19 protein-coding genes, 1 tRNA gene and 1 pseudogene are annotated in these 22,145 nt (G+C 45.7%); 2 read left to right on the top strand and 19 right to left on the bottom strand.

The annotated features are described in order from the left end of the window. Positions 1-36: 36 nt before the first annotated feature. The 11 genes from trpA to ACHBIE_RS03185 all read right to left on the bottom strand — a co-directional run bounded on the left by trpA (position 37) and on the right by ACHBIE_RS03185 (position 12,200). Complete coding sequence (gene trpA, locus ACHBIE_RS03235) at positions 37-819, bottom strand: tryptophan synthase subunit alpha (protein WP_394732700.1); 783 nt, start codon at positions 817-819, stop codon at positions 37-39. Then, positions 816-2,030 carry a tryptophan synthase subunit beta gene (trpB, locus tag ACHBIE_RS03230; RefSeq protein WP_105123396.1) on the bottom strand — a complete coding sequence of 405 codons (1,215 nt, stop codon included), beginning with the start codon at positions 2,028-2,030 and terminating at the stop codon, positions 816-818. The genes trpA and trpB overlap by 4 nt, the downstream gene beginning before the upstream one ends. Continuing rightward, positions 2,027-2,608 (bottom strand): phosphoribosylanthranilate isomerase, encoded by a 582-nt coding sequence (locus ACHBIE_RS03225; protein WP_105137294.1) that lies wholly within the window; start codon positions 2,606-2,608, stop codon positions 2,027-2,029. The genes trpB and ACHBIE_RS03225 overlap by 4 nt, the downstream gene beginning before the upstream one ends. Beyond that, a complete protein-coding gene (gene trpC, locus ACHBIE_RS03220) occupies positions 2,595-3,362 on the bottom strand; it encodes an indole-3-glycerol phosphate synthase TrpC (protein WP_125265429.1) in 768 nt (255 codons plus the stop codon). The genes ACHBIE_RS03225 and trpC overlap by 14 nt, the downstream gene beginning before the upstream one ends. After that, positions 3,359-4,363 carry an anthranilate phosphoribosyltransferase gene (gene trpD, locus ACHBIE_RS03215; protein ID WP_105160101.1) on the bottom strand — a complete coding sequence of 335 codons (1,005 nt, stop codon included), beginning with the start codon at positions 4,361-4,363 and terminating at the stop codon, positions 3,359-3,361. Before trpD ends, trpC begins: the two co-directional genes overlap by 4 nt. Then, a complete protein-coding gene (locus ACHBIE_RS03210; RefSeq protein ID WP_167785717.1) occupies positions 4,360-4,926 on the bottom strand; it encodes an aminodeoxychorismate/anthranilate synthase component II in 567 nt (188 codons plus the stop codon). Before ACHBIE_RS03210 ends, trpD begins: the two co-directional genes overlap by 4 nt. After that, positions 4,923-6,281 (bottom strand): anthranilate synthase component I, encoded by a 1,359-nt coding sequence (trpE, locus tag ACHBIE_RS03205; protein ID WP_257117419.1) that lies wholly within the window; start codon positions 6,279-6,281, stop codon positions 4,923-4,925. The genes ACHBIE_RS03210 and trpE overlap by 4 nt, the downstream gene beginning before the upstream one ends. Positions 6,282-6,691: 410 nt before the next feature. Then, positions 6,692-8,461: a dihydrolipoyl dehydrogenase gene (lpdA, locus tag ACHBIE_RS03200; protein WP_105160103.1), complete on the bottom strand. Its 1,770-nt coding sequence runs from the start codon at positions 8,459-8,461 to the stop codon at positions 6,692-6,694. A gap of 192 nt (positions 8,462-8,653) precedes the next feature. Next, the gene (locus ACHBIE_RS03195) at positions 8,654-10,042 is read right to left on the bottom strand and encodes a dihydrolipoamide acetyltransferase (RefSeq protein ID WP_105111454.1); all 1,389 of its coding nucleotides are present in this window, start codon (positions 10,040-10,042) and stop codon (positions 8,654-8,656) included. Positions 10,043-10,183: 141 nt separating this feature from the next. Further along, positions 10,184-11,179, bottom strand: coding sequence for an alpha-ketoacid dehydrogenase subunit beta (locus ACHBIE_RS03190; RefSeq protein ID WP_105111445.1), 996 nt, complete (start codon positions 11,177-11,179; stop codon positions 10,184-10,186). Positions 11,180-11,231: 52 nt separating this feature from the next. Then, a complete protein-coding gene (locus ACHBIE_RS03185; protein WP_105111446.1) occupies positions 11,232-12,200 on the bottom strand; it encodes a thiamine pyrophosphate-dependent dehydrogenase E1 component subunit alpha in 969 nt (322 codons plus the stop codon). Between the two features lie 233 nt (positions 12,201-12,433). Between ACHBIE_RS03185 and ACHBIE_RS03180 the strand changes: the two genes are divergently transcribed. Beyond that, positions 12,434-13,093: a trimeric intracellular cation channel family protein gene (locus ACHBIE_RS03180; protein WP_105123388.1), complete on the top strand. Its 660-nt coding sequence runs from the start codon at positions 12,434-12,436 to the stop codon at positions 13,091-13,093. A gap of 20 nt (positions 13,094-13,113) precedes the next feature. On the opposite strand, the gene ACHBIE_RS03175 is transcribed toward ACHBIE_RS03180, so the two are convergent. The 5 genes from ACHBIE_RS03175 to ACHBIE_RS03155 all read right to left on the bottom strand — a co-directional run bounded on the left by ACHBIE_RS03175 (position 13,114) and on the right by ACHBIE_RS03155 (position 18,434). Next, entirely contained in the window at positions 13,114-13,779 is a 666-nt protein-coding gene (locus ACHBIE_RS03175; protein ID WP_105111448.1) for a colicin lysis protein, read from the bottom strand. A gap of 333 nt (positions 13,780-14,112) precedes the next feature. Then, positions 14,113-14,742: a copper homeostasis protein CutC gene (locus ACHBIE_RS03170; RefSeq protein WP_394732699.1), complete on the bottom strand. Its 630-nt coding sequence runs from the start codon at positions 14,740-14,742 to the stop codon at positions 14,113-14,115. Positions 14,743-14,791: 49 nt separating this feature from the next. Then, positions 14,792-15,700, bottom strand: a complete 909-nt coding sequence (locus ACHBIE_RS03165; protein WP_394732698.1) for a DMT family transporter — start codon at positions 15,698-15,700, stop codon at positions 14,792-14,794. A 69-nt stretch (positions 15,701-15,769) separates the two neighbouring features. After that, complete coding sequence (gene galT, locus ACHBIE_RS03160; RefSeq protein WP_394732697.1) at positions 15,770-17,245, bottom strand: UDP-glucose--hexose-1-phosphate uridylyltransferase; 1,476 nt, start codon at positions 17,243-17,245, stop codon at positions 15,770-15,772. Between the two features lie 25 nt (positions 17,246-17,270). Then, positions 17,271-18,434 (bottom strand): galactokinase, encoded by a 1,164-nt coding sequence (locus tag ACHBIE_RS03155; RefSeq protein WP_394732696.1) that lies wholly within the window; start codon positions 18,432-18,434, stop codon positions 17,271-17,273. Between the two features lie 129 nt (positions 18,435-18,563). Here ACHBIE_RS03155 and ACHBIE_RS03150 point away from each other — a divergent pair, with 129 nt between their 5' ends. Beyond that, on the top strand, positions 18,564-19,562 hold the full coding sequence (locus ACHBIE_RS03150; protein ID WP_394732695.1) for a LacI family DNA-binding transcriptional regulator: 999 nt from the start codon (positions 18,564-18,566) through the stop codon (positions 19,560-19,562). Here ACHBIE_RS03150 and ACHBIE_RS03145 read toward each other — a convergent pair. The 3 genes and pseudogenes from ACHBIE_RS03145 to ACHBIE_RS03135 all read right to left on the bottom strand — a co-directional run. Beyond that, positions 19,562-20,220 (bottom strand): annotated as a pseudogene (locus tag ACHBIE_RS03145) (transposase family protein); the annotation flags it as partial. The gene ACHBIE_RS03150 and the pseudogene ACHBIE_RS03145 overlap by 1 nt on opposite strands. A 223-nt stretch (positions 20,221-20,443) precedes the next feature. After that, positions 20,444-21,646: an IS110 family transposase gene (locus ACHBIE_RS03140; protein ID WP_394732694.1), complete on the bottom strand. Its 1,203-nt coding sequence runs from the start codon at positions 21,644-21,646 to the stop codon at positions 20,444-20,446. A gap of 423 nt (positions 21,647-22,069) precedes the next feature. After that, positions 22,070-22,143 (bottom strand) — tRNA-Pro (locus ACHBIE_RS03135). Positions 22,144-22,145: the final 2 nt, after the last annotated feature.

The raw sequence follows: 22,145 nt of genomic DNA, 5'->3' as shown, positions 1-22,145 counted from the left end.
CAACGACATGAGTCCTTGATTCTTCCAGACTTCATTCTATTTCTCCACCCGACTGCCAAATGCCACGAGTTGACGAATTTCTTCTATTTCGCCCTCATGCAGACCTTTGACGATTTTCGAGCCCATAATCACGCCGTCCGATACGCGGTTAAATCGGAGAATATCCTCTTGGCTGGAAACGCCAAATCCTGTTAATACTGGGACAGGAGACAAAGCCCTTAAGCGTTTCAGGTGACCATCCAAGTCCTCACGGTACTGGTTGCTCTTGCCGGTCACGCCATTGATGGCAACGGCGTAAACAAACCCTTCCGCATCCTGCACCAATTCTTGCTGCCGGTCAGTCCCTGTTGTCAAACTAACCAAGCGAATGAGGCATAAATCACTCTTTTCCAGATAGGGACGCAGGATATCCTCATGTTCGTAAGGTAGATCAGGAATAATCAAGCCTTTGACAGAAGTCGTCTCCAAATCGCGGAAAAACTGGTCCAAGCCATATTGAAAAACAGGATTAAAATAAGTCATCAAGATGAGTGGCACCTGACTGGCTTGCCCTTGCAACTGCTTGATAATGTCCAACAGATGGACACCCTTGGCCAAACTGCGTTGCCCCGCCTCCTCAATCACAGGACCGTCCGCAACAGGGTCCGAGAAAGGAACACCGATTTCAATAGCTGAAACGCCTGCCTGCTCCAGAAAATCAATGGTTTCAAATAGTCCATCTAAACCCTTTTCATGGTCACCGGCCATGATGTAGGGAAGGAAAATGCCCTTGCCATTTTCCTTAATATTCCGCAAGTGTTTTTCTAGTATTTTTGTCATTGTTCTTGGTCCTTTCTTTGGGCAGCTAAGCGTTCCTTGACTTGAGCAACATCCTTGTCACCGCGACCTGATAGGCAGACGATGATGGATTTGTCTGGTCCCAATTCCTTGGCTAAGCGTGGCAGATAGGCGATGGCATGGCTAGATTCTAAAGCTGGAATAATCCCTTCCAAGCGCGACAAGAGTTGGAATCCTTCCAAGGCCTCTTCATCAGTGACAGACACGTAGGTCGCCCGTTCGATTGCATTGAAATAGCTGTGCTCCGGCCCAATTCCCGGGTAATCCAAGCCGGCAGAAATGGAGAATGCCTCCATGATTTGCCCATTTTCATCCTGTAAGACGTCCATAAGCGCGCCGTGTAAAACTCCCGGTTTCCCTTTTGCAAAAGTCGCCGCATGATGCTCTGTGTCCAGACCCAGTCCAGCCGCCTCTACGCCATACATGGCAACGGACTCGTCATCGACAAAGGGGTAAAAGAGCCCCATGGCATTAGAGCCACCACCGATACAGGCCAAGAGGGCATCGGGCAATTGTCCACCAGAAAGATCTGAAAATTGCTGCTTGGCCTCGCGTCCAATCACGCTTTGGAAGTCGCGGACGATTTCTGGAAAGGGCGCTGGCCCCAACACGGAGCCCATGACATAATGGGTATCTTCAACTTGAGCCACCCAAGCGCGCAGAGCGGCATTGACCGCATCTTTTAGCACACGCGAGCCATCGGTCACCGCATGCACCTTAGCACCCAGCAACTCCATCCGAAAGACATTGAGCGCCTGACGTTTGACATCTTCCTCGCCCATGTAAATGGTACACTCCATATCAAAGAGGGCTGCTGCTGTCGCAGTTGCTACACCGTGCTGACCTGCACCCGTTTCAGCAATAATTTTCTTCTTGCCCATGCGTTTGGCCAAGAGTACCTGCCCCAAAGAATTGTTAATCTTGTGGGCACCCGTGTGGTTGAGATCTTCTCGTTTGAGGTAAATCTTGGCCCCACCACAATAATCGGTCAAACGTTTGGCGAAATAGAGGGGATTTTCTCTGCCCACATACTGGCGGAGCAAGTGGTCAAATTCCGCTTGAAAAGCAGGGTCCTCCTTGGCTGAACGGTAGGTTTCTTCTAGCTCCAAAACAGCTGTCATCAAGGTTTCCGGCACGAAACGGCCGCCATATTGGCCAAAAAAGCCATCTTTATTGGGTTGTTGATAGGTCATTTTTTCACTCTTTCTATAAATGCTTTAATTTTGACAGGATCCTTGTGTCCATCCGTCTCTACTCCAGACGAAACGTCCACAGCATAGGGTGAAAACAAGTCTTGTGCCGTGGCAACATTGTCTACGGTCAAGCCACCTGCGATGAAAATCGGCTGTCTGAATTGCTTGCCGGTCAATAATTCCCAGTCAAATGTCTGCCCTGAGCCCGCTATAGGCGCATCGAAAAGCAGATAAGCCGCCTGTGTCTCACTGATATCGTCAGCCTTATCCAACTGAATGGCCCTAATAACAGGAACAGGGACTTGCTGAACATAGCTTTCATCCCAATCGCCGTGAATTTGCACAATATCCAAAGGCACTTGACCAATGGCCAACTGCAATTCTGTCGGGGTCGGACTGACAAAGACACCAACGATTTGCATCCTTTCCGGGATGAGCGTCGCCAATTGATGCGCTCTTTCTAGGCTGACCTGCCGCCTGCTGGGAGCAAAGACAAAGCCCAGATAATCCGCACCGCCCTCGACAGCCGCTCGCACAGCCTCTTCAGTGGATAAGCCACAGATTTTAACCTTTGTCAATGGCCAACTCCTTTACCTTCTGCTGAACATCCTCCGCCTGCATGAGGGCAGTCCCCACCAAAATGGCTTGAAAATGAGGTGCCAGTAAAGCCGCATCTGCCCCACTGAAAATAGCCGATTCAGATACATAGACGGCTTGGTCTTGAAAATGCTTGTTCAAGTCCAAACTGGTCTGCAAATCCGTTTCAAAAGTCGTCAAATTGCGGTTGTTCACCCCGATAATCTTGGCACCGATACGATGAGCAATCTCTAATTCTACCAAGTTATGGATTTCCACCAAGACTTCCAAGCCCAGTTTGCTGGCAAAATCATAGAGTTCCTGCAAACGATTTTCCGGTAAAGCCGCAACAATCAATAAAATCACCGTAGCCCCAGCATTTCGTGCACGAACAATCTGCTTTTCATCAATGATAAAATCCTTGGCCAAGGTTGGAATAGACACCGCCTCTGAAATCTGACGGAGATAGTCAATCTTGCCTTTGAAGAAAACCTCATCCGTCAAGACCGAAATCATGGCCGCACCCGCCTCTTGATAAGTCCGCGCCTGAGCTAGAATATCAACATCCAGATTAATGGCGCCCAAACTAGGGCTGGCTTTTTTGATCTCGGCAATAATCTGTAGGCACTCCGAATGCTCCTTGACATAGTCGTAGAAAGAATAGGTCTGGCGAAGTGGCTGAACTTCCTCCAAAACAAGTCTAGCCACTTCTTTTTCTTTCTGCTCTAAAATGGTTGGTAAAAATGCTTTTGTCATACCTGTACCTCTCGGAGTGCCTCTAATTTGGCAAGGGCTGAACCATCCGCCAGCAATTGACGGGCTAGGGTAATGCCATCCTTGATACTGTCTACCTTACCATTGGCAAAAAATCCCAAACCAGCATTGAGCACCGTTGTTTCCAGATAGGGACTGGCTTGGTTGCGCAAGACGGAAACGAGAATGTTTGCATTTTCCTTGGCATCGCCCCCGCGAATATCAGCTGGCTCCACGCGTTGCATACCCAAATCCTTGTAGGAAAAACTGCCTTGGCTAATCTGCCCATCGGACAAGAGCGTGTAATGATTGGTGCCATACAAGGCCGCCTCGTCCATATTATCAGGACCGGTCACAATCACACCTCGACGCAGGCCCAGACTTTTCATGACCTGAGCCAATTCCAAGTGCAAATCGCCACGGAAAACGCCCATCAATTGGGTATCCAGAGATAACGGATTGGCCAACGGACCTACAATATTCATAATGGTCGGGATACCCAAAGCCTTACGAGCCGGACCGATATAGCGCATGGCTGGGTGCATGGATTGGGCAAAGACGAAGGCCAATCCGACTTCTGACAAGGCACGAGCCAAATTTTCTGGACTAGCCGCGATGTTGATGCCTAATTCTTCCAGAACGTCTGCCGAACCCGACTTGGAGGATACGGAACGGTTACCTCCCTTGGCCAGACGGACACCGCCCGCCGCTAGGATAAATCCTGCTGTTGTTGACACGTTAAAGCTATAAGACTGGTCCCCTCCTGTACCACAATTACACATGGCATCGGTAAAGGTCTCTGGCAGCTGAATGGCGTGGGCCTTGAGTGATTTGACCACACCTGTAATCTCCTCGACCGTTTCCCCCTTGGTCTTAAATCCCAGCAATAGCGCTGCAATCTGACTTTCCGACAATTGCCCCTCTAGTATTTGGGCAAAGACCCCTTCCACTTCTGACTGCTGTAAATCCTGTCTGGCTGCTATTTTTTCGTAAATTGCTTTCATCTGATTACCTCTTTCACAAACGCTTCAATCATCTTGATCCCATCTGGTGTACCGATACTTTCTGGATGATATTGCAGACCATAAATGGGTAAAGTCACATGCTGGATGGCCATAATTTCCCCATCGTCTAGCGTGCGCGCCGTTACCTGAAAATCCTTTGGCATCTCCGTCACGACAATGGAGTGGTAGCGCATGATGGTCACTTCCTTTTCCAAACCTGCAAACAAGGGCGACGATGCCTCCAAGTTCATCTGGCTCTGCTTTCCATGCATGACCTGTCGCGCCAGACCAAGCTGACCGCCAAAAACCTCTGCAATCGCCTGATGACCTAGACAAATCCCCAAAATCGGTTTCTTCCCAGCAAAGGCTGCAATCATCTCTTCCATTTTACCCGCATCTGCTGGCCAACCCGGTCCCGGAGAAAAGACCAGACCATCTGCCTTTTCGGCCTCTACAAAGAGTTGCTGGTCATCATTTCGCAAGACCTTAATCTCTGTAAAAGCTCCCACATATTGGGCCAAATTATAGGTAAAGGAATCGTAGTTATCAATAATGAGAATCATGGCAAATCTCCTATTCTAGTCATGGCCTTGGCCTTGTTGACCGTCTCTTGGTATTCATTTCCCGGAATGCTGTCGTAGACAATTCCTGCGCCCGCTTGAACATAGGCCATCTGATTTTTGATAATCATAGTCCGAATGGCAATGGCAAAATCCATATCACCAGAGGCAGATAGATAACCGATGGCACCTGCATAAACACCGCGCTTTTCCTTTTCCAGTTGGTAAATCCGTTGCATGGCACGAATTTTCGGTGCGCCTGATACCGTACCTGCTGGCAAGGTCGATTTGAGAGCGTCCAATGGGCTGAGTTCTGGTAATAGCTGCCCTTTGACAATACTGGTTAAGTGCATGACATAGCGAAAGAGCTCCACCTCCATGTACTTGGTCACTCGAACACTGCCGATTTGAGCAATCCGCCCCAAATCATTTCGCCCCAAATCAACCAACATCCGGTGCTCCGCCACCTCTTTCTGATCAGCTAACAAATCCGCCGCCAACGCCTTATCTGCCTCTTCATCCAGACCACGCGGACGTGTCCCCGCAATGGGATTGGTCGTTACCAGACCATCCTTGACAGAAACCAAACTTTCTGGACTAGCTCCGATAATCTGATAGTCCCCAAAATCATAAAAGTAGAGGTAATTTGAAGGATTGGTCACCCGCAAATTCCGGTAATAATCCAGTGGCTTGCCAGAAATTGGTGCCGAGAAGCGCTGACTAAGAACACATTGGAACATATCCCCCTGACGAATGAGCTCCTTGGCTTTTGTCACCATCCCCTCAAATTCTTCTTTTTCCAGATGATTGTGGAAAGACAAGGAATGAAGGTCATGCGGTGCAAATTCAGCCGGATGCGCCTGCTTGAGCGACTGCAAGACTTGCTCCAAAGCGCTAGCCATTTCCTGTTCATTTCGACCGCTGTAGATATTGTCCTCATGTATGGAAATGGTCTCTTTTTTATGGTCAAAGACCAAATAGGACTCATAGATGAAAAAGTGCATATCTGGCGTGCCAATCGGATCAACCGGAATATCGCCAATGTTTTCATAGAGGCTAATCATGTCATAACCAAGGAAACCAATGGCGCCACCGCTAAAGGGACCGGCATCCGCTACTGGATGTTTACCCGTCAATTCCTGTAGATAATCCAGTGGGTCGGCATCAATAACTTCGTCATTCCGCGTCAAGATGCCATTTTCAAATTTAATCTCATAAACCGGGTTATAAGCCACAATGGAAAAACGAGCATTTTCCTTGTCTCTGGGAATAGACTCCAAAATCATCTTGTGCTGCCCCTCTAGGCGCATATAGGCTAAAATCGGGGTTAAAATATCTGCGGATAAACTTGTTTTCATATAGAACTCCTCTCGCGAACACAAAAAACCTCGCACAGAAAAAATCTGTGCGAGGGCGTCTAATCATAGCTAGCGCGGTGCCACCTCCATTGACAAGAGTAGCAAAAAAGCCCTTGTCCTCTCAAGCTCCTCCAACAAGGAGCCGCACGGTAAGGGGTGCCAACCGGAAGGATATTGTTTACCTTCTCTTATTTTCCATCAGCCCATTTCAACTTCGTCTGCTACTGGCTCGCAACAACCGCCAGTTTTCTGGAAACAAACCTGAAGTCTACTTCTTCTGATTGCTATTATTTTACACTATTATTTCTATATGTCAATCTTTTTTTCAGAATTTTTTTAAAATATTCGGATATTCGGATTTTCAACTCTACACAAAAAAGGACTGGACAAGGTCCAATCCTGTGTGATGATTATTTACGTTTTGGTGGGTTGTGGATCGCAACACCAAGCACATCAAGGAAGGCTTCGTACATCACTTCTGAGAAGGTTGGGTGACCGTGGATGGATGCTGCCACGTCATCAACTGTCAACTCAGATTCCATGATAGTTGCTGCTTCGTTGATCATTTCAGCTGCAACTGGACCGATGATATGAACACCAAGGATTTCATGGTATTTCTTATCAGCAATCACTTTTACGAAACCATGTGCTTCATTAGAAGCGATGGCACGACCGTTACCAGTGAAGCTGTTGCGACCGATAAGGATGTTTTCTTTACCGTATTTCTCGATAGCCTGGTCTTCTGTCAAACCAACCATAGCGATTTCTGGGTGTGTGTAAACCGCTGCTGGTGTGAAATCCAATTTAGCCTTGTGGTGGTTACCATGGATGGCATTTTCAGCTGCCACTTCACCCATACGGTAAGCAGCGTGGGCCAACATCTTAGTACCGTTGACATCACCTGGTGCGTAGATACCTGGGATAGATGTTTCTTGGTACTCGTTAACCTTGATACGACCGCGGTCTAGTTCAAGGTTAAGATTTTCAAGACCAGCCAATTGTGGTACACGACCGATTGAAAGAAGGGCTTTTTCAGAAACGATTTCTGAGCCGTCGTTCAATTTGATGGTCAACTGGTTGTTAGCTTCAACGATTTCAGATACACCAACTGAGGTCAAGAATTTCATACCTTTCTTAGAAAGGACTTTTTGCAATTCAACAGACACTTCGCGGTCCATACCTGGAATGATACGGTCTGCCATCTCAACAACTGTTACTTCTGTGCCGTATGATGCGTAAACCAAACCAAGTTCTACACCGACTACGCCGCCACCCATAACAGTGAGTGACTTAGGAATTTCACGCAAGTCAAGGATATCATCAGACGTCAATACCAACTTAGAATCGATACCTGGGATATTGATGCGGGATACCTTAGAACCTGTTGCAAGAACGATGCTACGACCTTTGATAACCTTGTCGCCGATGACAACAGTCTTGTCAGGGTTTACTTGACCAAGACCGTTGAAGATGGTTACCTTATTGGCTTTCAAGAGACCTGCTACACCGCCTGTCAAGGTCTTCACAACCTTGTTCTTGAAGTCAACTGTCTTGTCCATATCAACTGTGTAGTTAGTTGAAGCAAGGTTGATACCACGCTCAGCCGCAATCTTCAAGCCGTCAAGGATTTCCGCGTTTTTGAGGTAGGTCTTCGTTGGGATACATCCCTTGTTCAAGCAGGTACCACCAAATTCTGATTTCTCAACGATAGCGATTTTACCGCCCAATTGAGCACCACGGATAGCCGCGTAGTAACCAGCAGGACCACCACCGACTACGACCATGTCGTACTCATCCGCAGCCAATTCTGCCTTAGGAGCTTGTGGAGCAGCTGCAGCAGGTGCTCCAGGAACTTCCAAGCCAGCTGCTTTCAAATCAGCAGTTGCTTGAGCGACTTCAGCCGCTGCTGGAGCAGCACCGCTACCTGCTTCAACTGTTTCACCTTCTGCACCAAGGTAAGCGATAACTTCTGTTACAGGAACAGTCGCACCGTTACCATGAACGATTTTCAAAAGAACACCTGAATCTTCAGCTTCTAGCTCCATGCTAGTCTTGTCAGACATCATTTCCAAAATCACATCGCCTTCATTGACGAAATCACCTTCAGCTTTTTTCCACTCGATGATTTCACCTTCTTGCATGTCCACACCGAGTTTCGGCATAATAATTTCAATTGCCATAATTATGATACAAAGAACGTCCAAATGCGACTAAATTTTAGGAGTCCAAAGCAGGATGTTCACATCCAAGGCGGACTATCTAAATTCCGAGCATTTAGTTCGTGTTCAAATGTCACGAACCCGTTCTACATCCTTTCTTTGTTTTCTAATCAGAAATCTAATTCTCTAGTTTAAACCAATGGAGATCTTATCTTAGATCAACAATTCAAGCGGGTTTTCCAACAAGTTCTTGAGGTCAACCATGAATTTCGCGCCGTTCATACCATCAACAATACGGTGGTCAATGGTCAAGCAGAGTGCCATGATTGGACGGATTTTGATTTCACCGTCGATGACAACCGGTGTTTGAACCGTTGACGCCACACCAAGGATAGCAGAGTTTGGTTGGTTGATGATTGGGTTAAAGGTCTTAGTTCCAAACATACCCAAGTTTGTGATAGAGAATGTCGAACCAGACATTTCAGCACCCTTCAACTTACCAGATTGCGCTTTCTTGATGACATCTTTGGATGCAACCACGAATTCAGACAAGCTCATCTTATCTGCACCGTGAACAACTGGTACAACCAGACCTCCATCCATACCAACAGCGATACCAAGGTTAACGAACTTGTGCAATTCGATTTCTTGAGCATCGTTGATGAGAGACGCATTCATGTAACGGTGTTCTTCTTTCATAAGCGTACGAACAACTGCAAGACTGATCAAGTCTGTGAAGGTTACTTTAAGACCTGTCTTGTTCATGATTGGTTCAAGAACCTGCTTACGAAGTGCCATGAGGTTGGTCATGTCAATGTCGTAGTTCAGCGTGAAGGTTGGTGCAGTCAAGTAAGAGTTAACCATACCTTTCGAAATAGCCTTACGCATTGGACTCATCTTGATGATTTCAACGCCTTCTGGCAATTCTTTGACTGATTTTTCTTCTGCTTTAGGACTAGCTGCTGCTTCAACCGCTGGAGCTGGTGCAACAAGGGCAAGAACGTCTTCTTTCTTGATTTTACCGTTGACACCTGTTCCTGTCACAGTTGTCAAATCAACACCCAGGTCAGCTGCAATACGAGCTGCAAGTGGAGTAGCCTTAGGAGCCGCACCTTTGAAGTCTTCAACGTCAGACTTGTGGACACGACCATTGGCACCCGTACCAGGTACTAAACCAAGGTCGATACCCAAATCACGCGCCAATTTACGAGCTGCTGGAGTTGCACGAACTTTACCACCACCTTGCGGTTTCGCAGCCACTACTGGAGTTACAATAACCGGTGTACGGCTAGCAGGAACTTCTTCGATAGCTGCTGCTGGCTCAACCGCTGGAGCAGAGCTACCAGCCGCTTCCACTGTTTCACCTTCTGCGCCGAGATAGGCAATGACTTCCGTTACCGGAACTGTCGCACCATTTCCATGCACAATTTTCAAGAGAACGCCTGACTCTTCAGCTTCCAATTCCATGCTGGTTTTATCAGACATCATTTCCAAGATGACGTCGCCTTCATTGACGAAATCGCCTTCCTGTTTTTTCCACTCAATGATTTCACCTTCTTGCATGTCCACACCGAGCTTAGGCATAATAATTTCAATTGCCATATTTAAGATACCAGGGCCCAACAGAGAGTGACTGGAAATGAGAAATTCCTAAAAATTCCTGATTCCCCAACTCTCCGGCCGGGTTCAATTCCTTTCTTTCAGTTTCTTACGTTTCATTCTTGTTTATAACAAGATTTTCTCTTAACCCTTGTTAACTTGTTTGTAGATTGCCGCTTTGATTTTCTCTACGTTTGGCAATACAGCATTTTCAAGAACGTTTGCGTAAGGAACTGGTACATCGTCTGAAGCGATACGGATGATTGGTGCATCCAAGTAGTCAAAGGCTTCACTTTCAGTGATGATTGATGCGATTTCACCGATGAAACCACCTGTTTTGTAAGCATCGTTGACCAAGATAACCTTACCAGTTTTCTTCACTGATTCGATGATCAATTCTTTATCCAATGGGATAAGGGTACGTGGGTCAACCACTTCAACGCTGATGCCTTCTGCAGCCACTTCATCAGCAGCTTGGATTGCACGCTCAAGCATACGTCCGTAGGAGATGATAGTCACATCTGTACCTTCGCGCTTGATGTCCCCTTTACCAAGTGGAATGTAGAAATCTGGATCCAAGTTGACTTCTTCTTTTTTACCGTAAAGAGCTTTTGGCTCCAAGAAGATAACTGGGTTGTTATCAAGGATAGATGATTTCAATAGACCTTTTGCATCGTTAGCTGTACCAGGTGCGACAACCTTGATACCTGGGATGTGCGTCAACCAAGCTTCAAGAGATTGTGAGTGCTGGGCAGCAGAACCGATACCTGAACCTGAAGCCACACGGAAAGTTACAGGTGTCTTCAAACCACCACCAAACATGTAGTTTGTTTTAGCAGCTTGGTTAACAATCGCATCAAGGGCAATGGTTACGAAGTCCATGAAGGTCAAGTCAACGATTGGACGAAGACCAGTTTGAGCCGCACCAACTGCAGAACCAGCAATTGCTGCCTCAGAGATAGGCGTGTCGCGAACGCGTTTTGGACCAAATTCATCCAACATACCAACAGATGTACCGAAGTCACCGCCGTAGATACCGACGTCTTCACCCATCAAGAATACTTTTTCATCCTTACGCATTTCTTCGCTTTGAGCCAAGTTAATCGCTTCACGCAAGGCCATTACTTTTGTTTCAGCCATTTTTACAATTTCTCCTACTTATAAAAAATTTTTCTTCAATCTAGACTGTAGACTAGTCCACAAAAACGTCTTCGTATGCAATTGAAATATCTGGATCTGGGCTTTCTTGTGCGAATTTCACAGCTGCTTCTACTTGCTCTGCAACTTGTGCTTCGATTGCATCCAATTCTTCGTCGGTAGCAATTTTGTTTTCAGTCAAATACTTGCGGTATTTCTTAAGCGGATCTTTTGCTTTCCACTCGTTAACTTCTTCTTTTGTACGGTAAACACCAGCATCGGCTGTTGAGTGACCAAACCAACGATAAGATTCAACCTCAACCATGGCTGGACCGTTACCTGCACGAACATATTCGATAACTTCTTGCATTTTCTCGTAAACAGCAACCACATCGTTACCATCTTCGATATAGTGACCTGGCATACCGTAAGCCGCTGCACGAAGGTAAAGGTGAGGAATCTTGGTGGAGTAAGAAATATCAGTTGAGATACCGTAGCGGTTGTTTGTGATAAAGAAGATAACTGGCAAATTCCAAACAGCTGCCAAGTTCATTGACTCATGGAAAGAACCTTCGTTAGTCGCTGAGTCACCTGAGAAGGCGATAACGATATTATCTGTACCAAGGTATTGTTGGGTCAAAGCCGCACCAACAGCCAGGGCATAACCACCACCTACGATACCGTTAGAACCGAAGTTCCCTTTTTCAACGTTGGCCAAGTGCATGGAACCACCTCGGCCTTTAGATGTACCAGTTGCCTTACCAGCAAGCTCTGCCATCATACCGTTGATATCAATACCTTTTGCAATAACGTGACCGTGACCACGGTGGTGAGAGAAGATAATATCTTGGTCTGTCAAGCTAGCAATCGGACCAACCGCTGCTGCTTCTTCACCAACTGAGAAGTGAGTCATACCTTGTACAAAGCCACGACGCACTAATTTGTTCAACTTCATGTCAACATCACGAATTTGCTGCATTTTCAAGAACATATCCAAATGTTGCTCTTTTGAAATAGATACCATAATTTCCTCCAAAGGTTTTTTCTCTTTCCTTACTATGATAGACCTTTTTTTCACAAATGGCAAATTTTTGAACCGTTTTCTATTTTCTTGTAAACTTTCTGAAAACCTTGATTTCGTTCACTTTTTCACAAAAATATCGACAAGGACACACCTGATAAAGTTCTTTTTATCACAAACTTTTTTTCTCTTGAACTTCCAATTGTTTCTATGGTAAACTAGAGGTGGAGGTAGGTATGGATTTTGAGCTATTTCTTATCATTTGTAACTACATAGGGACAATCGCTTTTGCTGTTTCAGGTGCCGTTAAAGGTTTCAGAAAAAAACTAGATATATTTGGGATTTCTCTCCTCAGTCTGATGACAGCTGTGGGAGGTGGTATTATTCGAGATATCATGGCCAATCGTATTCCAACTGCTCTGACGGACCCTTCAGCCATCTACTTATCCGTTGTCGTGGCCATTCTACTCTATCTCTGCGCCATTCATATCCGACAGGATACACCTCTTGACAAGCGGGCCCTGATTCTCCTTGCCCAAACCAACCTCATCTTCGACGCGATAGGTCTGGCGATTTTCGCCCTAATCGGGGCCAACACTGGCATAGAGTTACAGCTAAATGCTGTGACAACAGGTATTCTTGCGACCCTGACTGGAGTTGGTGGTGGCATTGTCCGAGACTTATTGGTCAATGAGACCCCTATTGTCCTTCGAGAGGACGTTTATGCTGTCTTGGCCCTATTTTCCGGTATGATTTACCATATCTGTGTGGTCAATTGGCAACTACCTCAAATTCCTACCTTTATTACTATATTTGTCATCTCTTTGATTATCCGACTGCTAGTCATCAAATACAAAATCAATCTTCCCAACATGGATAGAAAACCAAAGGCCTGAGCATCAACTCAAGCCTTTCACTATTGTGCTTCTATCTGAATCCAGGTCAAACTGTTCAGATCAAAAACTGGTGATTCTGCTTCTATCTCAGGAACAGGACCCAATCCCGGAATATGTTCGTCATATTGATAGAGCTTGGATTGACCAGCAACCTCATAAAGATAGCTACCATCTTGTAGGGGACGGAGAATGGCCTCCTCACCTATTTCAGGACCGATATGACGGAAACTGTCAACCAGGCGTAAGAGGTCCCCTCCACCATACAGAGTATAGAGGTCAATCAGCACATAACTATCTGATTTTTTCAGAGCAATAATCAGATCTTCAACCCCATCTTGGTTAAAATCATACAGGCTATAGAAAGCGCCAGCATAGATTTCCGGCTGATGAACCAAGACTAATTGGGTGCTGACCTGTTCGGGATTGATAGCTTCTGGTTGGGCAAGACTAGCTTGGTAATTTCCGATGACGTCCTGATAAATTACTGGTAAGGAAAAACCTTGCTGAGCAGAAGACCCCGCCTCTTGCTCACTTGAACCAACCGATATCTCTTCTGATTCCGTTGGAGCAGAAGTTTGAGTAGACGTTTCTGTCTCAGTAGTAGTGGACTGCAAATCTGCTGGCTGACAAGCAGCTAGAAATGTCATAGCCCCCAAGAGCAGACCAAGATATTTTACCCTCTTCATAGAAACCTCCAAATGTTCTTTCTATTCTTAGTATAACAAATATTCTGAGGCTTGTATAGGATTTGGAGAGCCAGAACGAATAACCCCTGACTCTCATAACATTTCAATCAGCTTATCTGAAGTCAGTCACCCCTTTCAAACTAACTCAATAGTAACAGCATTCTTTGTCTCCAATCTACAGATAGTTCAATGCTCATAGTTCTCGCTCCATCCCCGATAAAATATAAAAAAAGAAAGAAAACACCCGACAAATGCCGGGCGCCTTCAGGAGATTATATGAAAAAGAATAAATAGAGTATACTGAAGCCTCCTTAAAGAAAACTTAAAGTTTTCTTACCAAAACAATTTTGTTCCATGGACTTGGTCAATCGGTAGCTTGTTGACCAATTCTGGAACGTTATTCACCGTCAATCCACCACCAATAAGGATTTGAATTTTTCCCTTGGCATAAGTCACAATCTCGTTTAGCCAGTCAATGTTTTCCAAAGCACAACCAGACAGATTACCCCGCGTTAAAATCCGCGTCACACCGTGTGCTGCCAGCCAATCAATGGCCTCAAATTGTCTCCTGCGTGGTATTTGATCAAAGGCCATGTGAAAAACAACTTCGCACCCTTCAGACACGGCCAATAATTTCTCCAAAGCGACCTCGTCCAGCCAATTTTCCTCGGTCAACAGACCATAAACCAGACCGTCCGAACCCAGTTTCTTGGCCACCTTACAATCTTCTACCATCATGTCCACTTCCACCTCATCATAACAGAAATTCCCGCCACGGGGGCGAATCATGGTCATGACCGTCGCATTATTTTCATGGGCCAGTTGACAAACGTAATCAATCACCGCATAGCTAGGTGTCGTTCCACCGACTGCCAAATTATCGCACAACTCCACTCGTTGCGCCCCTAAAGAAAGGGCACGCGCTACGTCAATATGGTTCTCCGAACAAAATTCTCTAAGCATATTTTCTCCTTTGTAAGCCTTTTCTTTTAGTATAACAAAAAAGAGCATCTTAACCAATACTCTTTCGTGAAATCACTAAATCTTTCAGGGAAATAAGTAGAACAGCCACCAAAATCAGCACCATCCCCAAAAAATCAATGGGATAAAATTGCTCATTAACTAGCCAAACGGCAAAAAAGACCGATGCGACCGGCTCAATCGAAGCCAAAAGACTGCCTTTGACCGGACCGACCATGCTGACGCCCTTGAGAAAGGCCGTATAGGCAAAAATGGTACCAACACCAACAATTCCCAACATGCCCAAGAGACTACCACCGTCCACGGGAAGGCTCTGGCCCCAGGTCCTAAAGGCAAGAACTGCCACCAAACCACCCATCAGCATGCCAATCCCAATGACCACCATACTTCCATATTGGCGAATATAGCGACTAGGCAGGATGATATAGAGGGCGTAAGTGAAGGCTGAGAAAATCCCCCATGCCAGACCAATCGGTGTCACCGCCAGCTTGTCCAATTGCCCGTGTGTCGCAATCAGAAATGTACCTACTACAGCAAGAGCAATCGACATCAATTCAACCGCTGTCGGCTTTTGTCGGTCCCGCAGACAGGTATAACCCAAGACCAAAATAGGACAGAGGTATTGCAAAACCGTTGCCGTACCGGCATTTGTATAGTAAATGGCTTGTAGATAAGCGATTTGATTGAGCACCAAGCCCAGCATGGCAAAAAGGAAAATCCCAAGCAGGGCCTTTTTATTTTTCAAAACAGCCATCAACTGGTCCCTACTGGTCAAATAGGCCACGCCCAGCAGAACCACGCCCGAAATCACCAAACGCAGGGTCGTAATCATCTCAACCGTCACCCCACGCGTCATCAAATATTGCCCACTGACTCCCGACAAACCCCAAGCAATACCTGCCACAAGCGTAATGACAGTCCCTATTTTTGAATTTTTCATATCTACTCCTTTGATAACTTTTACTATTATAACAAAAAGAGCAGGCGTCTGCCTACCCTTCGAAAGTTATTATACAACCCCCACAAACTCGACAAACCTTCTAAAGGCAACTTGGCCTTCTGGTGTGCGTTTGTAGACGCCAGCATCTTCAAGTACACGGGCAAAGATTTGTCCCACGGACGTGCGGACAATCTCTTGGACATTTTCAGCGGTAATTGAGCTGTGAGCGGCCTTCAAGCGGTCTGCCCAGTCTTGGTGATAGACTGCCACTTGACTGTCCTGCCCCAGCAGGAATTTCTCCACCTCGGCCAACTCCGCCTTAAGGCGCGGTGGCAAGATGGCCAAGCCCATGACTTCAATTAAGCCGATATTTTCTTTCTTGATATGCTGAACATCTGGATGAGGATGGTAGATGCCATCTGGGAATTCCTCCGAGGTCTGATTGTCGCGGAGGACCAAGTCCAGCTCATAACGACCGTCACGCTTGCGGGCAATCGGTGTAATGGTATGATGCGGTACTCCATTCGTCTCAGCCTTAATTCCAACCAAGTCATCTGAATAGCTCCGCCATTTTTCCAAAATCTTAGCCGCCAAACCAAGCAGCGCCGTCCGATCGCTGGAAGTCAAACGGATGACCGACATGGGCCACTTGACCAGTCCAGCCTGTACACCTTCAAAGCCTGTAAACGTCAGCTCCTGCTCAATCGGCGCCTCATCCATGGGGAAGGTGTGCCGACCGCCCTGATAGTGATTGTGGGTCAAGATAGAGCCACCAGAAATCGGCAAATCCGAATTGGAACCGACAAAATAACCCGGCAAAAGGTCAATCAAATCCAAGAGTTGCTCAAAGGTCTGTGGCGTAATAGCCATTGGCACATGCTCAGCATTGAGGAAAATGGCATGCTCATTAAAATAAGCATAGGGCGAATACTGAAAGCCCCAGTTCTCCTGCCCCAACTGAAGACGAATAATCCGGTGATTCGCACGAGCAGGATGATTGATCCGCCCCTGATAGCCCTCATTTTCCATACAGAGCAGGCATTTAGGATAATTACTTGCTTCTGCTAATTTGGCCGCCGCAATGGCTTTCGGATCCTTCTCTGGTTTGGACAAGTTGATGGTGATTTCCAGATTGCCATAATCTGTCGGTACTTGGTAATAGATATTTTTGGCAACAGCTGCTAGCTTGATATAATCATTGCGCTTGCTGAGGTCATAGAAATCCGCAATAGCCTGCTCCGGACTATTTTCATAGGTCGCCCAAAATTGACGGTTGACCTGACTAGGAGCCGGTGTCACCAAGTCCATCAGACTAGCCCCAACCATGTCCTGCTCCTCCAAGAGTTCCCCAACTTGACCTGTCTCAAGAGCCGATGCCAACAAGGCATCTTTGAGGGCAATCATATCCGTCAGCTCCGTCTCAATGTCCAATACCTGCTCGCCAACCAAGGCCAAAACCCGATTGCGCAGATAGAGACGGTCCATATCCTCAAAGTCACTATAAACAATCGCTTGCTCCACAAATGTATCTACCAGATTTGCCATCGTCTCTCCTTCGTCATTTCACATCTTACAAAACGGTTGAACCGCCAGCAATTTCTGCCACATAAAAGCTAGGTGCATAGCCGACCACTTCTGTGTAGGTCTTGCCAACATTTTCCTTAAAGGCTTCTACCTTATCCTTGTGGACAATGGCAATGCCACAGCCACCAAATCCTGCTCCCGTCATCCTCGCCCCGAGAACGCCCTCTTGTTGCCAAGCGGTATGGGCCAACGTATCTAATTCCAGACCGGTCACTTCATAATCATGCTCCAAGGACACATGTGAGGCATTGACCAGACGACCGAATTTTGCCAAATCACCAGCTTCAAGCGCTGCCCGAGCCTGCAAGGTCCGTTGATTTTCCAGAACGGCATGTCGCGCCCGTTTGAGACGGTTTTCGTCCTTAATCAAATAAGCATATTCGTCGAAAGTCCATTCGTCCAACTCACCCAAGGTCTCGATAGAGAGGACAGAATTGAGCTCTTCCACCGCTTTTTCACATTCCGCACGGCGCTCATTGTACTTAGAATCTGCCAATTCACGGCGCTTATTGGTATTCATGATAACAATGACATGGTCGCCCAAATCCAGCGGCACCAAGTCATATTCCAACGTATTGGTATCTAGGTAAATCGCCTTATTGTCCGCACCCATACCGATAGCAAATTGGTCCATGATTCCTGAATTAACCCCGATGAACTGATTTTCCGTCAATTTTCCGATTTTAACCAAATCAAGGCGAGTCAAGTCTAACTTGTATAGCTCCTCCGCAATAATCCCAATCAGCAGTTCCAAAGAGGCTGATGAGGACAGGCCAGACCCATTTGGAATATTGCCATAGATATAGACGTCCATACCCGAGTCAATCGTATGTCCAGCCTCCTGCAAGAACTTAAGTACGCCCTTGGCGTAGTTGGTCCAGTTATGGGCCTTGTCATAGACTAAATTGCCCAAATCCACCTCAATAATACCCAATTTCTCAAAATTGGCAGAGTAAAAGCGCAGGACTTGGTCATCACGCTTGCGGGCTGCACCATAGGTCCCCAAAGTAATGGCAGCTGGGAAAACATGACCGCCGTTGTAGTCCGTGTGTTCACCAATCAGGTTAATTCGACCTGGCGAGAAGAATGCCGCGTCCGCTTCTTGACCAAATACATCCTGAAAGGCTTGTGTGATTTGTTCCTTGTTCATAAGAACCTCCTTGAATTGTAATCGATTTCTTTTATTTTATATCTAAAAAAAGACCTTGTCAAGAATTTACTAAAATTTTACTAATCTTTTCTATTGTGCTATAATCAAAGAAAAAGAAAGGGGAAAGCCATGGTCACTATCAAAGAAATTGCAGTTAGAGCACAGCTCTCATCCGCCACTATTTCCAGAGTTCTCAATGGAGATAACAGCCTATCCGTCAGTCCAGAAACTCGCGAACGCATCCTAGACTTGGCTCAAGAAATGGGCTATACCAAACATTTGAAAAAGCAGGCGCCCCAACAAAAAGGCACCATCGGACTTGTCCAATGGTACACAGAAAGCGAGGAATTAGCCGACCTCTACTATTACTCTATCCGCGTCAGCATCGAGCGCGAGGCTAGCCGACTGGGCTATCAGCTCATCCTCTCCTTCAACGACCTGAGCAATCCGCTCCTGGCCGAGGTTAACGGCATCATCGCAGTGGGCAAATTTTCTTCTAGGCAAATAGCAGAGCTGACCAGCTTGTCTCCTCATCTGGTCTTTGTGGACAGTGATACTCTGACCGAAGGGTTCTCCTGTGTAACCACTGATTTTAACCACTCGGTTCAAACCGTCATCAATCATTTTCGCAGTCAAGGTATCGCTGACATCGGACTGCTAGTCGGGCAGGAAAAGACCTCCGACGGACAAGACCTGCCTGCCGACCCCCGCTTGCTCAGCTATCATGACTATCTGTCCACCTTGGGCATCTACAAAGAAAATTACTGCTATATCGGGAAATTTTCCACCCAGTCAGGCTACGAACTGATGACCCGTGCAATACAAGAATTGGGCGACGACCTGCCACCAGCCTTCTTCATGGCCAACGATACGCTGGCTGTCGGTGCTTTGCGAGCCCTACAAGAGCGGCAAATTGAGGTTCCTGATCGTGTTCAAATCATCACCTTCAACGACACCGCCATCACTCGTCAAGTCTATCCGGCACTCTCCTCTATCAGCGTTTTCACGGAGGAAATGGGCCTTGAAGCTATGCAACTCTTGGACCGCATCATTGCAAATCCATCCGCCCACCACCCACGAAAAATCAAACTCAGAACGACATTGACCATTAGAGAAAGTTCATATTAAAAAAGGCTCTTTGTCAACAGTTGTAGGTGGGCGAAAATGACTTTTACGCGATTTCTAACCTTTCTAGGATAGCGTAGAAAATGATTTCGGATGGTTGCTTGAGTTCTTCCGTCTAGAATGGTAATGACATTCAGTGAGTTGAAATCTTGTGCGATAAAGCTCATCTTCCCTTTCTTGAAGCCATATTCATCCCAGCTCATCACCTCAGGTAAGGTATTCCAATCTGTTTCAAACTTGAACTCATTAAGCTTTCGACTAACTGATGATGTTGAGATAGATAGCCTGTGTGCAATATGTGTCATTGCTTGATTTTCGATGAGTAACTGGGCGATTTTCTGGTTAACAGCGACAGAGATTTGGTGGCTCTACTTGGCAAGAGGAGTTTCAGCAACCGCTATTTTTCCGCAATCTTTACACTGGAACCGACGCTTTTTAAGGTGAATAAAGAGGCGATAACCAGCAGTTTCTAGATAGGGGATTTTGGAGGCTTTTTGGAAATCGTATTTAGCCATTTGTCCCTTACAAAAAGGACATTTAGGGGCTGTGTAATCCAAGTGACCGTATAGTTCTAGGTGAGTTCCGATATCATACTCATCAGTGATAAGGATATTTTTGTCTTTATTCTGAGAAAATTTGTGATAAAATTTAGCTGTTCCATATGAGTCTTTCTAATGTGAGTTTGGTTGCTTTTCATTATAGGTCATATGGGACTTTTTTCTACCATTTGTCAAGTTCATCGAGGTATTTGATGAAAAATATTTTGAGTTCAATAGTCAATGTTTTCTTTTGGACTAAAGTTTCGTGTAAAAAGAGTAGACGAAATTAACACCTTACGTTGAAAATTTTTGATAAGGTGTTACAATAATATTGCATAAACAATCTTACAGATTTTGGGTTAAAGTGTAATCGTAAAGTTTGTTATGCGTTATGAGGTAATACATTGTCCGAATGAGACGATGTATGGAGGCAATCGTGTGTGCCTTCGTAGAAGTCGTTTGCGATTGCCTTTTTCGTTTCTCATAAAAGTCTGCTATATGGCAAGGATTGGTGTGACTAGCTGAAGCGATATTGTGAATGCATTTGAACAGAATCTTTCTAGCATAGGGATTGCCACGCTTGGTAATGTGTTCCTTAGCGATGAAGTTTCCAGATTCATAGTGTCTCAGGTCAATACCGATAAAGGCATTGATTTGATTGGCAGACTGAAAACGGCGAATATCTCCCAGTTCACCAATAATACTTGTTGCAGTAGTCTCAGCTATTCCAGGAATAGAGCGCAGAATGTCATATTCAGGTAATGGCTGAGCTAGTTCCACCATTTCGTCTAAGACTGCCTGTCTCTGTTCAGAAAGTCTAAGCAATTCTTTTGTATAGTAACGGACCTCTTCCAGCATTGGAGAGTTTTTCTTGACGGCACAATACGATTGATTAGCTAGTGCTATCAGCTTCTCGGCTAAGTACGCTACACGCTTGTCCGAAATCCGTTTTGAAGTAGATTGACGAATGCTTTCTGAGAGTTCGTCCTTGCTTAAATCAAGCACGAAGTCCTTGCAAGGAAAAGCTATGACCAGGTTCCAGTATTGTTCACCAGTTGGTGTTGACAAGATATTTTCCAATTCAGGGAAAGTGACCTGTAAGGCCTTGTGCAGGCGGTTTTTAGCTCGAACAATGTCCTCGGTCAGATTCTGATAGAAACGGCTGAGATCCCGCAAGTTTTGGTAGACTTCTTTTTGGACATACGTCGTTTTACGATTCAGTACAAACTGAGATTGAGCTAGTTTTTCTGCGTCAATTTGATCTGTTTTTCTCACACGCAAGCTATCCAGTTGCTTCTTGGCTTCTAAGGGATTGAGTCGTGTATAAGCGTAGCCATGTTCATCCAGAAAAGTTTGAAGACGACGAGAATAGACGCCTGTTGCTTCAAAGATGATTTCTGGCTTGTGGACGGTTTTCAAATCGCCAAGTAGCCGAGAAAAGCCAATGGCATCATTGGACATGGTATAGCCATGAACTTTCTCGCCGTTAACTAGAATGGCTACTTCTGAACTTACTTTACTCACGTCAATCCCAAATACTACTCGCATGATATTACCTCTTTGTCTTGAATGATTCCTTGTTTTAGTGATGTCATTTTCAATACTCGACGTCTGGCGTCCCACATACTTTGATAACATTCTTTCTAAAACAGGTGTCTTGCCAGTTTTTGATGCGACGTCTAGCGTCAAAAGAGTTCTCGACTTAACAAGACACCTCTACTTTAACATAAAGAAAAAGTAGTGAGTACTTTCTCCCGTCGGAGATTTCCTCACTACTAATCTTAGTATGTTTTTCTACACTCAAAAAGGCTCCATAATTTCCATAATAGATTTACCCACTACAGAAATTATAGAGCCTAAAAAACACGGAGTACCCAAAAGACGAGTACTCCTTGCTTCTTAGTCTCAATAAACTTTATGAACAGTAAAATCAAAAAAAAATGCCCAATGAGCACTCTTTGATTTGTAACATCGGGAAGACAGGATTCGAACCTGCGACACCTTGGTCCCAAACCAAGTACTCTACCAAGCTGAGCTACTTCCCGTT

The organism is Streptococcus sp. A23, assembly GCF_043674155.1.
In the GTDB taxonomy this organism is placed as follows: Bacteria; Bacillota; Bacilli; order Lactobacillales; family Streptococcaceae; genus Streptococcus; species Streptococcus suis_V.
This window is presented reverse-complemented; position numbering and strand designations above follow the sequence as displayed.

Excerpts from the sequence above, each read along its gene's own strand:
- ACHBIE_RS03140 (WP_394732694.1), bottom strand. The coding sequence starts at position 21,646 with ATGCGAGTAGTATTTGGGATTGACGTGAGTAAAGTAAGTTCAGAAGTA.
- ACHBIE_RS03170 (WP_394732699.1), bottom strand. The coding sequence starts at position 14,742 with ATGCTTAGAGAATTTTGTTCGGAGAACCATATTGACGTAGCGCGTGCC.
- ACHBIE_RS03155 (WP_394732696.1), bottom strand. The coding sequence starts at position 18,434 with ATGAACAAGGAACAAATCACACAAGCCTTTCAGGATGTATTTGGTCAA.
- trpC (WP_125265429.1), bottom strand. The coding sequence starts at position 3,362 with ATGACAAAAGCATTTTTACCAACCATTTTAGAGCAGAAAGAAAAAGAA.
- ACHBIE_RS03180 (WP_105123388.1), top strand. The coding sequence starts at position 12,434 with ATGGATTTTGAGCTATTTCTTATCATTTGTAACTACATAGGGACAATC.
- ACHBIE_RS03190 (WP_105111445.1), bottom strand. The coding sequence starts at position 11,179 with ATGGCTGAAACAAAAGTAATGGCCTTGCGTGAAGCGATTAACTTGGCT.
- trpE (WP_257117419.1), bottom strand. The coding sequence starts at position 6,281 with ATGAAAACAAGTTTATCCGCAGATATTTTAACCCCGATTTTAGCCTAT.
- ACHBIE_RS03210 (WP_167785717.1), bottom strand. The coding sequence starts at position 4,926 with ATGATTCTCATTATTGATAACTACGATTCCTTTACCTATAATTTGGCC.
- ACHBIE_RS03150 (WP_394732695.1), top strand. The coding sequence starts at position 18,564 with ATGGTCACTATCAAAGAAATTGCAGTTAGAGCACAGCTCTCATCCGCC.
- ACHBIE_RS03185 (WP_105111446.1), bottom strand. The coding sequence starts at position 12,200 with ATGGTATCTATTTCAAAAGAGCAACATTTGGATATGTTCTTGAAAATG.
- ACHBIE_RS03165 (WP_394732698.1), bottom strand. The coding sequence starts at position 15,700 with ATGAAAAATTCAAAAATAGGGACTGTCATTACGCTTGTGGCAGGTATT.
- ACHBIE_RS03195 (WP_105111454.1), bottom strand. The coding sequence starts at position 10,042 with ATGGCAATTGAAATTATTATGCCTAAGCTCGGTGTGGACATGCAAGAA.
- ACHBIE_RS03175 (WP_105111448.1), bottom strand. The coding sequence starts at position 13,779 with ATGAAGAGGGTAAAATATCTTGGTCTGCTCTTGGGGGCTATGACATTT.
- trpD (WP_105160101.1), bottom strand. The coding sequence starts at position 4,363 with ATGAAAGCAATTTACGAAAAAATAGCAGCCAGACAGGATTTACAGCAG.
- trpB (WP_105123396.1), bottom strand. The coding sequence starts at position 2,030 with ATGACCTATCAACAACCCAATAAAGATGGCTTTTTTGGCCAATATGGC.
- lpdA (WP_105160103.1), bottom strand. The coding sequence starts at position 8,461 with ATGGCAATTGAAATTATTATGCCGAAACTCGGTGTGGACATGCAAGAA.
- galT (WP_394732697.1), bottom strand. The coding sequence starts at position 17,245 with ATGGCAAATCTGGTAGATACATTTGTGGAGCAAGCGATTGTTTATAGT.
- trpA (WP_394732700.1), bottom strand. The coding sequence starts at position 819 with ATGACAAAAATACTAGAAAAACACTTGCGGAATATTAAGGAAAATGGC.